At 33.6% G+C, this 17,547-nt stretch carries 8 protein-coding genes; 1 reads left to right on the top strand and 7 read right to left on the bottom strand.

Translation table 11 applies throughout. The features are described from left to right. Positions 1-56: 56 nt before the first annotated feature. The 4 genes from MW695_RS10930 to loaP form a co-directional block, all read right to left on the bottom strand. The gene (locus tag MW695_RS10930; protein WP_247105351.1) at positions 57-8,198 is read right to left on the bottom strand and encodes an SDR family NAD(P)-dependent oxidoreductase; all 8,142 of its coding nucleotides are present in this window, start codon (positions 8,196-8,198) and stop codon (positions 57-59) included. Positions 8,199-8,214: 16 nt separating this feature from the next. Then, positions 8,215-11,445, bottom strand: a complete 3,231-nt coding sequence (gene fabD, locus MW695_RS10925; protein WP_247105350.1) for an ACP S-malonyltransferase — start codon at positions 11,443-11,445, stop codon at positions 8,215-8,217. Between the two features lie 140 nt (positions 11,446-11,585). Next, the gene (locus MW695_RS10920; protein ID WP_247105349.1) at positions 11,586-12,260 is read right to left on the bottom strand and encodes a 4'-phosphopantetheinyl transferase family protein; all 675 of its coding nucleotides are present in this window, start codon (positions 12,258-12,260) and stop codon (positions 11,586-11,588) included. A 283-nt stretch (positions 12,261-12,543) separates the two neighbouring features. Continuing rightward, on the bottom strand, positions 12,544-13,044 hold the full coding sequence (gene loaP, locus MW695_RS10915) for an antiterminator LoaP (RefSeq protein ID WP_247105348.1): 501 nt from the start codon (positions 13,042-13,044) through the stop codon (positions 12,544-12,546). 213 nt (positions 13,045-13,257) lie between these two features. Between loaP and MW695_RS10910 the strand changes: the two genes are divergently transcribed. Further along, a protein-coding gene (locus MW695_RS10910) for an IS3 family transposase (RefSeq protein WP_252120739.1) occupies positions 13,258-14,411 on the top strand; the annotation gives its coding sequence in 2 pieces (ribosomal slippage) (positions 13,258-13,513 and positions 13,513-14,411; 1,155 coding nt in all). Positions 14,412-14,874: 463 nt separating this feature from the next. Here the strand turns inward: MW695_RS10910 and MW695_RS10905 are convergent. The 3 genes from MW695_RS10905 to MW695_RS10895 form a co-directional block, all read right to left on the bottom strand. After that, entirely contained in the window at positions 14,875-15,594 is a 720-nt protein-coding gene (locus MW695_RS10905) for a nucleotidyltransferase domain-containing protein (RefSeq protein WP_247105487.1), read from the bottom strand. Positions 15,595-15,966: 372 nt separating this feature from the next. After that, complete coding sequence (locus MW695_RS10900) at positions 15,967-16,467, bottom strand: acyl-CoA thioesterase (protein ID WP_247105347.1); 501 nt, start codon at positions 16,465-16,467, stop codon at positions 15,967-15,969. Between the two features lie 97 nt (positions 16,468-16,564). Then, positions 16,565-17,509, bottom strand: a complete 945-nt coding sequence (locus MW695_RS10895) for a bile acid:sodium symporter family protein (protein ID WP_247105346.1) — start codon at positions 17,507-17,509, stop codon at positions 16,565-16,567. Positions 17,510-17,547: the final 38 nt, after the last annotated feature.

Raw genomic sequence — 17,547 nt, 5'->3', positions numbered from 1 at the left:
ATTTATTCTCCTATAAGTTATTATTAAAAGTCATTTACTCTCAAAGAGATTTTCCTCTATCTATTAATTCCATTTAAATTATCAATTACGCTACTATCTACATTCATCACAAATAATTGTGGATAATTATTCTCTAAGCTTTGCTTAATGGCACTCATCCCCAATACTGTATCTATTGGTTCTATTCCTCTAGATTTTAACCCATCCATATAAGCTATCACATGATCTTCTCCTTTTTCATTAAGCTTTTCAAGCTGCTCATGGCTTAAAGTCCAAAAACCCCAATTTATTATTTTTACGTCATACCCATTATCAAGGCAATGATTTAGAACATACTTATCTTGACATTGGCAAGCAGAAACATAGGCTCCGTGACCTAATAAAGCTCCAAATGAATCTCCTGAAGAAAAATATAGAAGATATTCAATATCATAGGCTTTAAGTATTTGGTTTAAAATCACTGCCGATTTTACCTTTGTATCAAGCATCTTTTTATATATTTTTTCATCAAGGTTACTAATTAAACCTGATGTAAAATACATGGCAGAATGTACAACCGCCGTTATTTTTCCAAACGTAATCGAAATAAGTGAGAATACCTTTTTCATATCCTTATAATCTGAAATATCTGCTTGATAATAGATTGCCTCTCCTCCTAGTTCCTCTATTTTCTTTATTTGACCTTTTATTCTTTGGTTTTCTTCACTTTTTCCTATCAACACAATTTTAACATTCGGTTCCTTTGCTAAGTGGTAGGCATACTCAGAACCAATCCTACCTGTTCCACCTAGTAGGACATAAACTCCTTTCGCCTTACTATCTACCTTGTTCTTTAGCTGTTTTTCTATATCTATCCTCTTCAGTTTTTCAACAAAGATCTTATTTGTCTTAACCAGGTAGTTATTACTTGGGAATGAGCTAAACAATAGTTGAATGTTTGTCTCATCAACTTTATCAAATTCAAATGTATTAATATTCCAACTGTAATATTCTTTCATGGCTGCTTTTAACAACCCTCTTGCTGCTGAAAAAAAGATACTATTACTCGCTTTGTAAGACTCTGTTACTAAATTGATAGAAATATTCTTTTCTAATACATCTAATGAAGCAATTGCCTTTATTATTCTTAATGTCGGCATTACACCATACTTCATTTCTTCCTCATACTCAACAATTTCATTTATCCCTCTACTCATAGTACAATCCCCTACAATTATTATTCGCTCTATCTGAGGAATCGTTGATAATATTCTGTAGAGAGAATTCTCTTCATTTACATTTATTCTGAATGAATTGTACCCTATCTTTCCTTCTACATCTCCTAATTCTATAAAGAATGCTCCCCTTGTAATATTCTCACTTTCAAGCAGTTGTTTGATTTGAGAATCTGTATTTTGAGTATAGATAATGATGGTATGTTTAACTGAATTGGAAACAAAGGTCACGTCCTTTTCTAAAGTAACTTCTTCTAATTCAATATTATATAAGTGTTCCAATTGAGTTACATTTTTTTCATCCTCTACTAACTTTGCATCTGAATCATGCCTATCATAATATCGATATTCCAATTCATCGAAGGGATATGTAGGTAAGGAGATGATGGCTGGTAACTTACCCGTATATTGTTTTTCCCAGTCTATATTCCCACCTTCTACCCAATCACTTGCAACCTTATTTATTTCAGTAGAACAAATCTCAAAATTCCTCTCCTTCTTCCCATAAAAGAAAGTAGGATTATAATTTTGCGCTTGAAACATATCCAATATCTGGATAATTTCTTCAATCTCTTCTACTACAGCAGCTAATCTATACTCCATTGACTCTCTTCCCACTTGCAATGTAAAACAAAGATCCTGGATATTGATCTCTTCGTAAGGGGGCTTACTAATATGAGTGCTAGTATCTTGAATTACTTTTACTAACTCGTTTACATCATATAAGTTCATTAATTCCGAAGTAGATATCTTAATGTTAAACTCTTTTTTTATCATATCCTGAAGTTGAGCAACTTGAAATCTACTTAACCCTAAAGTCAATAGAGTTAACTCTGATTTTATCTCCTCGACAGGTATACTTAATATACAACTAATTATGTTTAACACTTTTTCTTCTATAGATTTTCTCATTTCGATTGACAATCCTCTGTCAATCGATGTTTTCCCTTTTAAAAAGCTCATAAACTTATCCGTATATTGCTTCAACTGTTCATGACTTTTAGCGGAAAGAACAAAGATATTTGGTTCGTTTTCTTGGGTATTGATTCCCTTTGCATATTCCTCTAGCACAACATTGCAATTTACACCGCCAGCTCCAAACGAACTCACTACAACTCTTCTTTTATCCACATCATCTTCCAAATCCCAACTGCCTAGCTCTGTTTGTATGTTTATTGGACTATTTGTTAAATCAATTCTTTCATTTATCGTTGTAATATTAATAGAAGGTGCCAGTTGCTTATGCTTTAATTCCAAAATACTTTTTGTTACTCCTGCTATCCCTGCAGCCGATTCTAAGTGTCCAATATTTGATTTCACACTGGAAATAGCACAAAACCCCTTATCATCTGTCTGTTCACTAAATGCTGCTTCAATAGCGCTAACCTCTATAGGATCCCCTAGTACCGTTCCAGTCCCGTGAGCTTCAATATGAGTAATATCTCTTGCATTCAACTTTGCTGTTTCTAGACTCCGACTAATAAGCTCTTGTTGAGCCTTTAAGTTTGGAACATGATATCCACTCGTTTTTCCACCATGATTGATTGTTGTAGATTTAATCACAGCATGGATGTTGTCCCGGTCTTTTACAGCCTCCTTTAATGGTTTTAGTATAATAGCACCTATCCCTTCCCCTGGCACAAAACCATCTGCATTTTCTGAAAATGTACTACACTTCCCATTCATTGAAAGCATTTGTTTCTGACACAGTAGTAAGTATTTTGCTGGATGAGTATATAAATTCACCCCACCGACAATTGCCATTTTGCATTCATCATATTTTAAACTCTTACAAGCTAAATGTAGTGCTGTAAGAGAGGAAGAGCAGGCGGTATCTACAGCCATACTTGGACCTTTTAGGTCGAAATAATAAGATACCCTATTTGCTATTGACCACATCATACTATGAGTCATATCACCTCTAGATTCTTTCCAACTTTCTATACCGAAATAATCATAGGTTGTACTGGTACAGCCTATGAATACTCCCACATTGCTCTTATATTTTGTCTGCATCCTATTTTTGTTATAACCACTATCCTCTAATGCTTCCCAAGCAATCTGTAAAAACCGTCTCTCTTGAGGGTCCATTAGTTTTGCTTCTCTAGGCGTGATGTTAAATAAAGAATTATCAAAATTATAGATCTCATCTAAAAATCCACCTTCTTTACAATAAATATACCCTTCAAAAGCAGCCGCTTTTGAAGGGTGATAGTATTCCTCCCAATCCCACCTGTCTATTGGAACTTGGGATATACAATTTTTCCCCATTTTAATATTGTCCCAAAACTCACTTATATTTTTTGAATGTGGATATTCCCCACTTATACCAATGATCGCAATTTCATCCTCACTATCTGGGGCTAGTTCTTCCTCCCTTGTTGCGGCCACTTCTGGTGATATATCCACTTTATATTCTGTAAATTCCTCATCTTCTTTATTTTCTCCCTCCTTTTCACCCAGAGCATGATTCGAGTAAGGAGTACTTACATTAACTTGTATTTCTGAGGAGTAATTATTGATTATATAATTCACAAAATCTATTAAGTGTTTAAAGGTAAAGAAAATAGTGACAGGAATATTTTTAATATTCAATTTATTTCCAACTATATTCATTAACTGAGTGATTAATATGGAGTTAAATCCTAGGGCACTTATTTCTTCCTCTAATTGAATTTGCTCTTTACTTATACCAAATATTTCGTTTATTGCTTCCTTCACTACTTCTTCTACTGTTTCTTTTTGTATAACAATTGGCATTGACGTCCCACTATCCGAAATTATATTTCGATGATGCAGGTAATCATTATTCAGAAAAACTTCCTTTATCCTGTTCGGATTAAATTTTGCCACGCTAATAGATCTGTGATTCGAATGTAGTATTTTTGCTAGTGCCTCTATAGCTTCTTGGTCTTCAATCGGAATTAGCCCGTTTTTCTCGAATAGCTGATCTTGTTCAATGTCATTTAATTGCATACCACCATTTTTCCAGTATCCCCAATGGATGGATGTAAATTTAGTCGATGAAGCTTCATCGTGATTTAAGGACTCCACATAATTACTTATAAAGCTGTTAGCAAAAGCATAATCAAATTGACCAACGTTACCAATAACTCCTGCAATAGATGAGTAAATGATAACTTCACTAATCTTATACTCTCTTGCTATTTCACATAGATTGCATACCCCAAACGTCTTACTCTCTATTACTTTCATCAACTCTTCTTCTTGTTTATTGATTACTAACTTATCTTTTGTTATACCTGCACAATTAAAGACCGCCTCTATCGTTCCATATTTTTTTTCTGTTCTTTCAATAACTTTTCTAATCTGCTCTCCTCTATTAATGTCAGCACTATAGTAATCAACCTCTAACCCATGTTCCTTCAGTGTATTTTTAGCTTCCTCTAACCTCCTTCGGCTACTTAATACTACAGTAGATCCATTTTGAAAAAGCCATTTGGCTAATATAATAGCAAGCTTAGACATACCACCAAAAACGACTACTGTTTTTCCTGAAAATTTATTTGTGCTGGACCACGAATTTAAGTTTTCCTCCTCTAAAGTTTTCGTATATCTTTCATTATTAATATATTTAACCTCTATTTCAGCAGTCCAGCTGTATATTTCCTTAATAATCATCTGGCATTGCCACTCAATATAATCTTCAGATGTCTCATACTGATGATCCAAAAGAATACTTTTCACCTGTATATTCGTGTACTCTTGTTTAATAGTTCTGAGGCTGGCTTGGATAGAATTTCTAATTGGATAGCTATATTCACTTCCTTCAAATACATATAAAAGTTTCGTATCTTCAAAACTATTTTTTAATCCATTCGTCTTAAGTATTCTAAATAAGGGAAGATATACACTTTTAATGAATGCATTCAAATCATTTCTATCTGTACTTACTGTACCTTCAGCATTCTCTTGCCATTTATAAATGATCGTTTGAGTCTTTCCTTCGTGTAATGTAGTTATATCTTGAAAAAGCTTATAATAATCTTTACCATTTTCATAGTTGATACTGTAAATATCCTTATTAAGCTTGTTGTATCTATTGCCTTTAAAAACCAAAATAACATGCTCACCTTTAGCCTTTAAGCTGTCATAGCACTTATAATTACTATCAAATAAGATGATCAAATTTCTACCCAATTTGTAATTAGCTAGTGGCAAGTCTTTTTTTTCCCATTTAGCCGTTAAGTATGAAAGAGACTCCTCCAAAGAGTAAGGAGTCTCTGGTAAGCTTACTTTCTTACTCTTGGCTTCAAAATACGTTATCTCATCCTTTTGAAACTGATAAGTTGGCAGACTAATTTTTTTATATTGAATATCATTTATGAGCTGTTTAAACTTGATTTGATAATGATTATTTTTCCAAAGCTCTAGTAATTTCTCTACCATCTTTTCTCTACTCTGAATTAAGCTAGAAAATAAAACAAACTCTTTATTAACTTTATCATCCACTTCAAGCGGGTCCTTTTCCAATTTACAATATCTATAGGAACTACTAAATGTTGTAGCGTTTATCGTACTATACGTTTTCATTATTGGGAAACTTTCAATATGACTTATCGCGTCTATTTTGTTTACTTTTTCTATAGTCTTCTTTATTTCATCTGCTTCATTTAAAATTATACTTATTAAATCTTTTATTGTTATAATCCCCGCATGAATCAGGGAAATTACTTCCTTCATGTTGTCATTTATTTCATCATTTTCTAACTGAATGTTCCATTTCATATACAGCTGTTCTAGAGCACTGATCATTGCAATTACTAGCAGTTTCTTTATATTTTCCTCAGTTCTTACACTGCCTTGTAAAATCGGCCAAAAATTAATATTATGCTGCTGTAAAGGCGTAAGCCAGTTTTCCAAACATTTCTTAAAGCTATAATTTTGCTCAAATAATTTATTTGTTTTTTCTACTAAAAAAGTCCATAGATTTTGTGATACTTTGAAGTTAAGTACATACATAAAGTATGATTGATTAATCACACAATTTTTATATGTTTGATTACTATAGATATCAAAATAATTAATTGTAGGGGTATGTAGGACGACCTCTTCAAATTCTCTTTCATTTATTAGAATTTTAATCCCATCTTCTAATTGAATTATTCCTACTATTATTAAGCTGAGTAGAAATCCATTCTTAGCACCAGTTACCGTTTTATACTCTAATCCAACCCCTTTTAAAAAGTAAACAAATGCTAATGATTGTAAAAATAGATAAAGTTCTTTATTTTCTTCATGTAAAGAATTACTTTTTAGTTTTTCTATATACTTTTGAAGTACGTCGTCTTTTTGTAAGCTTAACAATATTGATTCATATTCAACTTTCAGCTCTGGTATCCCCTCAAAGAGCTTATTAGTACTTTCTACGTCCGTAAATATTTCATCGATTAATAACTTCTTATTTTCTGAGTTATTTTTCTCTTTATGAAGAGTATTCATAATAAAGTTTTCTATATCATGGTGATTTTTCACTAAAGTTCCAATTCTATATTTATAACTCTGTCTATTCATTAAGGTCTTACAGATGTCAGCTATCTTGGTTTCTTTAAAGCTTTCATTGGAAACAAACAATTTCCACTCGTTAATCATCTTGTTTAGACTTTCCTGGCTATTTGCAGATATTAAGAAGGGGAAGGGCTTTTCATTATCTGTTGATTGTAATGGAATATTCTCGTATTCTTGTATAACTACATGAGCATTAACCCCTCCATAGCCAATAGAAGTTACTCCTGCACTTAATGGCTTATTGTTATAACGCTTCCATTGTCGTAATTCCTCCTCTATTTTAAATCCATATTTATCCATTTCTATAATCGGGTTAGCCTCTTCAAAATTAATTTGGGGTGGTATTTTTTTATTTTTTAGCATTAAGATAACTTTTATTAACCCAAGCAATCCAGATGCTGCAGAAGTGTGTCCAATATTTGCTTTTACACTTCCTAAAGAATACTTTGGTCTTCCCTCATTCCCTATATTAAAGAATTTCCTTAAGGCTTCAAACTCTATTGGATCACCTAATGCAGTCCCTGTTCCGTGCGTTTCAATATAGGTAATATCACCAGGCTCCACCTGTGCATAGTCATAGGCTCTAACTAAAACATCATATTGTCCGTCTACACTAGGTGAGGAAATAGTCGGTGTTTTTCCGCAATGATTAACAGCGCTTCCTTTAATAATACAATGAATATTATCCTTGTCTCTTATTGCACTTGTTACTGGCTTTAACAGTAATACTCCTATCCCTTCTCCAAATATTACTCCATTCGCTTTTGAAGAAAATGGACTCACTGTTCCGTTTGGTGATAGCATTCTATTTTTGGACCATAACACGTACCTAGTTTCATCCTGAAATAGATTAACTCCAGATACTAATGCATAGTCTACCTTACCTATTCTTAATGCAGACATAGCTTCGTCTAACGCAACTAAAGATGCTGAGCAGCCAGTATCAATAACCTTGCTTTCTCCCTTCAGGTTTAAAAAATTTGATATTCTGTTGGATAACATAAATTGATAATTTCCAGAGCCTGTATAGGAGGTAACTTGTGTACTATCCAAATCAAACTGTCTATAAAATTCCATCGCCGAAACTCCAGTGAACACCCCTGTTACCTTCTTTTGTAGTTCGTTCATACATATACCAGAATCATCGATACATTTAACACTTTGTTCTAATAAAAGTCTTTGCTGAGGATCTAACTCTTGGGCCTCTATCGGAGAGATATTAAAAAAACGATAATCGAATGAATACATATCACTGATCATCGCAACCCATTTTGCATAGCTTTTATTATTTTGTTCCTGATTTGAAGAGAAGTAGCTGGTTCCCCAACTACTTCTCTTCACCTCCTCTATAGTAGACTTTCCTTCTTTAATTTTCTGCCAAAACTCTTGATAATCTTTGGCACCTGCTGCAATACAAGATATCCCTACAACAGCAATATCTTCTTGCTTAAACATATCGTCTCCCCCTTCCTTATGCACTTATGTTTTTTAATCGACTTTCTAGTATTTCTATTGCTTCTTCCATTAGTTTCATTCCTATTTCATCAACATGTCTATTTCTCCAATCTGTTAAATCAGTTCCCTTTACCCATTGATTAAATGCCCCCATTGCCGACCCACAATGAATTTGAAAATTAACTTTATCCTCCTTAATACCGTTTATAGCATTTTTAGTAGAATTAAACAGATACCACTTGAATAATAAGGACATCTTATACTTCCGGTTTATATTAGCTCTCTCTATAACCTCTGATGACTGATAATTCTCTATTTCTTCCCATACACTCTCGAAAGATCTCTTAAAATATTTGTTTTCTATTTGTTTTCTTATTTCCTCATCGATATCCTCAAGTGAATTATATTGTCTATATAGCTCATACAATTTATTTGCTCTTGCAGAGAAAAATAATCCTTTTTTCACGACTTGGACCTTAGCCCCAAATTCAAACATATCTCCTGCCGGTGCATAATCAGTATCTTGAATATTTATTTCTTGTAAAATTTCCTTTACTAACGAACTTGTTCTTGCCTCCACCGTGCATTGATTAATGGACCCTGTTACAATGTACTCTGCCCCTAAAATAAATGATGCAGCTATAGCCTCTGGAGTTCCAATCCCACCAGCAGCTCCTACTCTAATCGCTTTAGTATATCGATATTTATTCATATATCTATCTCTAAGGCGCATAATGGTAGGAAGCGTGACGAAACTAACTCCCTGATCTGTATGTCCCCCTGAGTCACTTTCAACTGTGATATCATCTGCCATAGGGATTTTTTGGGAAAGCTCTAGTTGTTCAAAGCTAACCTCTCCTCTATTATATAAATCATTAACAATTTCGTATGGAGGTGGAGATAAAAACATCTCTGCAATTTCAGGTCTTGAAACCTTTGCAATGATTCTATTCTTTATTTTTATCTCACCCTGCTCCCTTTGTAAGTTCTGAATACGATATCGTACTAAATTTTCTGTTATCTCCATAAAAGCAGCTGCTTCAATAAGTGTGACACCATTTTTCAAGAAACAATTAACAACCTCTCTCTCTTTTTCTGGGTGGTCTGGTGTATGGACGAAATTAACCCCAAAAGTCTTATCACCAACACGTTCTTTTATATTAAGAATGGTACTTTCAATCTCGTTTATTTTGAGACCACCCGAACCATAAAACCCTAACATTCCAAATTGCGCCATTCTTACAACCATCTCTTCAGAGGCGATCCCTCTGTACATGCCACCTGCAATATAAGGATAAATAAGATTATAATCTTGCATAAATTCCTTGCTTCCAATTCCTATATTCGCTTGGTTATTTTTAATTTCTTTCCTGAATAAAGCGTCAATCTCATCGCTTTCATGATATCTACTAAGGATTTCATCTGTTGTATTATCTTTAATATTATCTATAAAGCCTAATAAGAAATTGCCATCACCTATCTGTTCGAAATGAATATTTCTATCTCTAGCTAATAAATATCTTATACTATCAACCCACTTTAATGGATTATCGATTTGGTTTGCTATTGTATCTTTTATATCTTCTTGAATATAAGGTCGTGCTGTTAGATTTGATATGATTGGTATTTCGATTCTATTAAATTCAAATTTATTGATAAATCTCCTAAATTCATGCTTTGCGTTTGTCATATATGTTGAATGAAAAGCACCACTAACATTCAAAGGAATAACCCTTGCACCAGCATGATTAAACAAGGAGAAAGAATTATTGACCTCTTCCTTTCCACCAGCGATAACTGTTTGTATAGTTGAATTGTAATTAGAAATAAAGACATGACGTAGTTCATTTTCTTTAATTATTTCCTCAACCTGCTCTGCTGGAATTCCAGATATTACAGCCATAGCTCCACCATCAGCTTGAGACATCATCTCAGCTCTTTTCTTCACCAACTCCAAAGCTGAGGAAAAGTCTAATACCTTTGCAGCTACCAAAGCATTACATTCACCCAAACTATGCCCAGCAACAAAATGTGGCTCCTCCTCATTCTTTATTTTTTCCAAATAATACAAATGATTTACCACAAAAATTGCTGGTTGAGTATACTGTGTTAAATTTAAGACATGATTAGGAGCATAAAGACATAGCTCTTTTAGAGAATAACCTAAAATTCTATCTGCAATTTCTAAAACATCTTCATACTTATCAAACAACTCTTTCCCCATCCCTACTTGCTGTGATCCTTGTCCAGGAAAAATGTAGACTATCATATTTCCATCCCTCTCTTCTTTTTTTCTATCAGCTAACTCTCCTATTAACCTATGATAATTGTCTTTCGATCTCTTAAACGGTGTTAAAATTGTATAAAATTCAGCCATGGAATGGTTTGAAACTATTTTTTTGGTGAAATTAATCATGTTTCCAGTAGGTCCCAAATCTATATAGATAGCCTCTTCTTTCTCCTTGAGATTAAGAATGGCCTCTTTAAATAAAATTGGTTTTCTCAGTATATTTCTAAAGTACTCTATATCAATGTTAGTCACACGCATCCCATCAACAGATGATATTAACGGATATTTTGGCTTTCTAATCTGTATATCTCTTATTTGCCCCAGTGTATTATCTATGTATAAATCCACTAGTTCACAATGAAAAGGATATTCTATTGGTAGCCTTTCATGTAAAACATTAAGACTTTTCAAATGATTAGTAATGTTATCTACATCTTCACACCTACAGGATATTACGTAGTTCCCATCAAAATTAATTCCTGCTAAGTAAGAATCTGAAGCAAGTACATTATCTTCATAATAATTACTTACATCATCATAAACCGTAATCATATGGCCTTTATTACAGTGCTCCCTTAGAAAAGTAATGTGATGATATAGATATTGCAACATATCCCTAAGGCTTATAGCTTCACTTATTGTTAATGCTACAAGTTCCCCTAAACTGGAGCCTATAATATAATCTGGCTCAATTCCCTGCTCGATTAGTATTTTTCCCATAGCATATTCAATCATAAAGTTAGCAAAATGGGTATATTTGAAATCTTTAAAGCTGTTTCCTGCTTTTTCTTGATGATATAATTCCTCGAGCACAGAAGCTCCTAATAATTTTTTTACTTCGACATCTAATTCATCTAATATTCTTTTATATCTTTTATTACTATCATACAGTTCTTTCCCCATCATATAGTATTGACTACCATGTCCTGGAAATAAAAAGATAATTTTTTTATTCATATATAACTCCTTTACCTTTTTATGTTAATAACAACCGACCTTCTTAATTTTATGCAATGATAAACCACCTCATAATAATGAGGTGGTTTATCTTAACAAATATAGACGTGAAATTTATTACTCATGATTACCTATTACAATCAAATAACATCTCTTTTTATTTTTAATGTTTCCTTTTTTATTTTTATCATCTTAGGTATTGCTACTGTATATACAAAACTATTAAACACGGTTGTATAGGCAACAAAATGAGGAAAACTAGTAAAGTGAACAACATATTTATCTAATAATGTATCATACGTTATTAGATTTATTTCAAAGATACTTATTTCAGTAGTAAAACCTACCTTTATCGCTTTGGAAAGAGCTTCTTTAGCAGTCCAAAATATTAAAAGCTCTAAATCATTATTATTCAAGGAGTTGTCTAAAAGATATAATTCATTCCGCGTTAATATTTTCTTTATAGTATTTGATATTTTGCGATCCACTGCCTCAATGTCAATTCCAGCGAGGATTGTTCTAGGAAACCCCATAGCTACAAAGAAATTTCCAGAATGAGCCAAACTCACATCAACATTGATATTATTGATAACAGGCTGATTAAAAATTCCTTTAGTTAATAATAATTCATTTTTTTCATCACAGTTATCCTTGACTAATTCCTTTATTAAGAACCTCCCTAATGAATATTCTTTTTTCCTTATAAAGGATATTATATTCCGATACTCTAATAAATCTGCTTCATTTAAATAATCGACTGCAATACTTTCAATTTTGGTATCTTCGATATCATCAGAGATAAAGTAGAAGTACATGTCTTCGTTTATTCTGCTAAACTCAATTTCTGTTTTATAAGTTAATATATCGATTCCCTATCACCTCACCTATAAAAGCCTCTGAAAGAGAAATCCAAACTTAAGAACTATCATTTTCTAAAAAATTGCATAAAAAACCATTTGATAATGGTTCCGAATAGTTAATAAGCACTATTCACTCCCTCATCAAAGCCATAATTTCTAACTGTGAAAGAAATTCATTTATGTGAATACATATAAAATTAGTGTGTCGAAACTACTACTAACATTTATGTATCTTTTTCTACCTAACTATAAAAGACAAATCTATATGTTTTTCTTTTCCATTGATATTAAATCCCACTCTTGCTCTGTTTCTACGAATGTTTAATTTCTTAATCTTATCTTCTCTCCCTTTAAGCGGGCCTGAAGTGAAAATGAGACCAGCTTCTGATAACTTAGCAAATGAGATTTGTATAGTATAGTCTTTATCCAACATACTTTTTATATTGCTAATCTCTGAAAGAGGTACCTTTGAAAAATTTTCATCATGATGTGAGAGTATTTTATTATAATCAGGAATTCTTTTTAATTTATAGTATAATTTATAGTCCATAGATGCCTCTATGAAAACATATCCTAAAAACAGCTTTCTCTCTACCTTCTTTACGATTCCCCTCTTTCGTTCCAGCATTATTCTTGAAGGAGAAAAGCAATTAGTAATATATTTCGAGAAATTTCTCCTTATAAACTGACAAACACTCTCTTCTTTATTTGACTTTACCTGTAAGACGTAATAATCCATTGTTATCCCTACTTTTGGCTAGTTCATGGATTGATTCATGTGAATTAGAATATTTTTTAAATAATCCAATTCACATACTCTCCTGTTAAAATATTACTTTATTTCTATTTTTATTTCAAGTCTTTTTATCATATTATTCTTACTGATGCTAGACTAAAAAGTGGACACAGATTGTTATAATAAAATTAATAACAATTTGTGAGGTGCATCCAAATGCCAAAAGGTAAACGTTATGATGAAAAATTCAAGAAAGACACGGTAAAGTATGTGCTAGAAAACCATAAGACTGTTGCTCAAGTAGCTAGAGAAATGGATATTAATGAAAACACTCTGCATACTTGGGTGAAAAAATATAGCCAACAACCAGAAATAAAAGCTACACAAACATTCGCTACACCAGGTGCCGAGGTAAAAGCGTTACAAAAGCAATTGCGTGATTTAAAAGAAGAGAATGAAATCTTAAAAAAGGCGATGCACTACTTCGCGAAAAGCCCTCGGTAAAGTTTGGATTTATTCATAAGAACCGCTCCCAGTTCCGAGTGGAGAAGATGTGCACAATTTTGGGAGTTTCTAAAAGTGGCTATTTTAAATGGTTGAATCGCCCTAAAAGTGACCGTCAGAAAAGACATGAACAATTAAAGACATTGATTTTACGTACACACATTGAATTTAAACAAAGATATGGTAGTATCAAAATCTTTAAAACGCTAAAGAAGCGTGGTGTAAAAGTAAGTGAACGCACAGTTTCTAGAATTATGACCGCCAATAACTGGAAGTCCTGTACAGTTAAAAAGTATAAAGCAACAACCAATTCAAAACACAAGCATCCAGTTAGTGAAAACATACTTAATCGTAAGTTCCAAGTGGATAAGCCTAATCGATTCTGGGTAACTGACATTACTTATATTTCAACCAATGAGGGCTGGTTGTATTTGGCGAGCGTTATGGATTTATATTCTCGTAAGATTGTTGGTTGGACGATGGACAAAACTATGACGAAAGAGTTAGTCATAAATGCGCTAAAAATGGCTTATAAACGTCAAAGACCAAAACCAGGACTCATTCATCATTCGGACCGTGGTGTTCAATATGCTTCGAACGAATATCAAAAGGTATTAAATCAGTACAAAATGGTTGGTAGTATGAGCCGTAAAGGAAACTGTTATGACAATGCTTGTATTGAATCTTTTCATGGAATTCTAAAGCGAGAGCTAGTCTATCAAACAAAGGTTAGAACTAGATCTGAAGCAAGAAAATCAATCTTTGAATACATTGAGTTTTTCTATAATTCAAAACGAATTCATTCTACACTTGATTATCACACACCCATTGAATTCGAGAAAAAGTATCATGTAACAGCAGCATAAAGTCTATCTTTCATAAAAAGGTTTAAAGCGCTTTTCTTTGAACTTTTTTATGAAAGCCACCAAGCGAAAGCGCGGTAGAAAATCTGTGTCTATTTTCTTGACGTAGTATCAGCTCCCTATGTTCTAACTTTAGACCCGTACATTCGGAAGTTCGTCAGCTCCTTTCTGCGGAACATTCACAACCTATCTAGTTTTTCAGCCATGCGGCATTTTGGTGGCATACCTTTTCCATTGAAGTGGACCTAGCCTTCTTTCTGCCGAATCTACTGTGTTTCACACTCCATGAACTGTCAGTCAAGACGCATGCAGGAGTATTGATGGGTTCGTTTCTGAAAGCATGGTTTCATCATTCCTATCCTCCGTTGTAAAGTTGAAGATTAAATCTAATAAACTTCCTGTCTTTCACGCTGAATAGTGCTTATAACAGAACTTGTCGCGCGCAGCCGTTAGTCGAAGAAGACATTTACTTTTTACCCAATGAAAAACCGTCAAATAACTGTCCACCAAAAGGTTGCAATACATTATTAACTAATTGTATAACTTGATTCTTATTACCAGTCTTATAAAAAATATCAAAAGCCTCTACAAATTGATTTGCGAACTCTTCATTATAATGTTTTAACGAACGAACTATCCATTTTGAAGCACCTATCCATTTTCGGTTAGTCCTTAATACAAATTCACTTACCAATTCAGCGAGGGTATTTGCTATAAATAGTTCTTCTGCTCTATTAGAACTACCAATGAAATCTTCGAGGGCATCCGTAATAAAATAACGCTTAGTATTAATAGTTTCTATTGACCATTCTTTTGGACCCTTTTCTAAAATTTCCTTAGCTTCTTTTTTTATTGAATTAATTATTCCTTCATCTCTTAGGATTATTGCTTCTGAAACCATCCTTGGCAGTGAGGGTCTCGCTCTTTCATAATCAGTATCAAAAAAATGCTTATAAGAGGTCAAGTTATGTACAAAAACCTCAACCGCCCAACCAAAGGCTATTAATGACTCTCTATAAACTGACCTAATATCTTTTTCGAAAACAACAATATCAAGGTCAGATGTGTCAGTTGCCTCACCCCGCACAACACTCCCAGCTAATAAGGCTCCTTGACAATTCGGAAAATACTTATGGATAAATTGATGTGCTGCTTCAATTGGGATTAACCTATTTAAATTCCCCAGTGTCTTCACCCCTGATTAAAGAAATTTCTAATACTTATTTTCTATTTTAAAGAGAAAAATACCTTTAAAAACCCCATTTCCTCTACCCAAAATGCCTTGTTAAACAATCTGGACGTCGTTTGAAGACCCTGTTAATTTAAGTGTTACTTAACAACTCGCCTAATACGTTAAATCCACTTGTATCAGGCTTTTCAAAATAGGAAAAGATTACGCACATTGCTTAAAGGGCACTGAAAAAGTTAAAAACCATACTTTTCCAGTACCCTTCTTCTCATTACGCAGGAGTCTACCTAAATTTCATTCACTACGTTCTCGTCACGCTTAAATTCACAGCTAAACCGTTTCATTATATCCTAGACTCTAGCAATACACTTACTCTTCCTTCTCCCTTTGCTTTCGTTCCTCACGCCGTTGCTTTCGCAATTTGTGACGCTCAATCGCTCCTTTATATTGCCACTTCTCTTCTTCCGTTTCCGGTATAACCGGTGGAACAAGCGCAGGCTTTCCAGATTCATCTAAAGCGACAAATGTTAAATAAGATGTAGCTGTTAACCGCCTCTCCCCCGTCAATAAATTTTCGGCTTCCACTTTCACATAGACTTCCATTGATGTTTTATGTGTATAAGTCACAAAGCCCTCCAAACAAATCGCTTCACCAGCGTGAATCGGTGAGATAAAATCCAAGCTGTCACTAGAAGCTGTTACAACCATTGAGCGAGCATGTCGCATAGCACAAATACAAGCGACTTTATCAATGTACGCCATTACGTTGCCACCAAATATAGAACCTAAAAAATTCGTATCCGGGGGTAAAACAAGATCTGTCATCACAGCCTTTGATTGTGACGCTTTCTTTCCTTTCGTTCCTTTCATCCAATCACCTACTTCAATTAAATATTCTTTTGCTACTATTCGTTCTTAATCATACAGTAGTTACATACAAATTGCCTAAATCACAGTCAATTACATGCTATAATCCATGTCTTCGTTGCAAAAAAATATTGAGAAGCTTCCCGGAAAAAGCAGCTAACGTTTGCTGAAATAATGTTCCAATGACAATCGGAACCGAAACCTGTGCTGGAAAATACAAAATGGCAATCGTTGCTCCTACACTAATATTACGCATTCCACTATTAAATAAAAGACTAATGGTTACTTCATCACTAAGACGAGCCCATTGCGCCAAAATAACGCCTATTACATAACCAAGCATCGCTAACATCAAGACACTAATTCCAACTTTAACTAAATGCCAGCTTAATTGAAAGGCTGGAGCAGCAACAGAGCTATTAACAGCAATTACAACAAATAAACCTATTTTTGAAAAAGGAGATAAATAGCCTTTTATTTCCCTTCCTTTCTCTAGTGTGAACTCACTCAAAACAATCCCTAGCAAAGAAGGAACGACAATCATCCAAAATAGGCTTGTCATGATTTGCCATGTATTCATTTCAATATTCGAACCAACCAAGACCTGTAAGGAGAGCGGAACGAGAATTGGAGACAATAGCGTATTGATTAAAACAATTAACAGGGTAATCGATAAATCGCCTTTATAAATCGATACCCACATTAAACTAATAACACCTGTCGGAATAATAAACGCAATGATGATGCCTACTAACGTATATAAATCATGAGAAAATAATAAATGACCAAAACTAAATGCTATTAACGGCATAATGATTTGTAAAATGGAAAGAGCTAGTAGGATTGGCAGTGGACGAGCTAATGATTTTTTTAATTGAGAACTTTTAATACCGATACTACTAACAAATGTAATAAAGGCAAAAATCCAAGGAACAAGCATGACCAACATTTGTAGCCAACTTGTACATATGAGCCCAATTAGGACCGCTATTGGTGTCAAATAAAGCATTCTTTTCTCCAAGAAAGAATTTATTTGTTTCAACATTTCCTCACACCTATCTTCTTAACAACTATAGAACAACA

Origin of the sequence: Halalkalibacter sp. APA_J-10(15) (assembly GCF_023017105.1) — a bacterium.
Lineage (GTDB): Bacteria > Bacillota > Bacilli > Bacillales > Bacillaceae_D > Halalkalibacter.
Note: the sequence above shows the minus strand (reverse complement) of the source record. Positions and strands in the feature narration are given on the sequence as shown.

What these genes read in the sequence shown, in the direction of transcription:
- MW695_RS10900 (WP_247105347.1), bottom strand. Translation starts at nt 16,467, where the DNA reads ATGAAAGGAACGAAAGGAAAGAAAGCGTCACAATCAAAGGCTGTGATG.
- MW695_RS10920 (WP_247105349.1), bottom strand. Translation starts at nt 12,260, where the DNA reads ATGTACTTCTACTTTATCTCTGATGATATCGAAGATACCAAAATTGAA.
- MW695_RS10930 (WP_247105351.1), bottom strand. Translation starts at nt 8,198, where the DNA reads ATGTTTAAGCAAGAAGATATTGCTGTTGTAGGGATATCTTGTATTGCA.
- loaP (WP_247105348.1), bottom strand. Translation starts at nt 13,044, where the DNA reads ATGGATTATTACGTCTTACAGGTAAAGTCAAATAAAGAAGAGAGTGTT.
- fabD (WP_247105350.1), bottom strand. Translation starts at nt 11,445, where the DNA reads ATGAATAAAAAAATTATCTTTTTATTTCCAGGACATGGTAGTCAATAC.
- MW695_RS10895 (WP_247105346.1), bottom strand. Translation starts at nt 17,509, where the DNA reads ATGTTGAAACAAATAAATTCTTTCTTGGAGAAAAGAATGCTTTATTTG.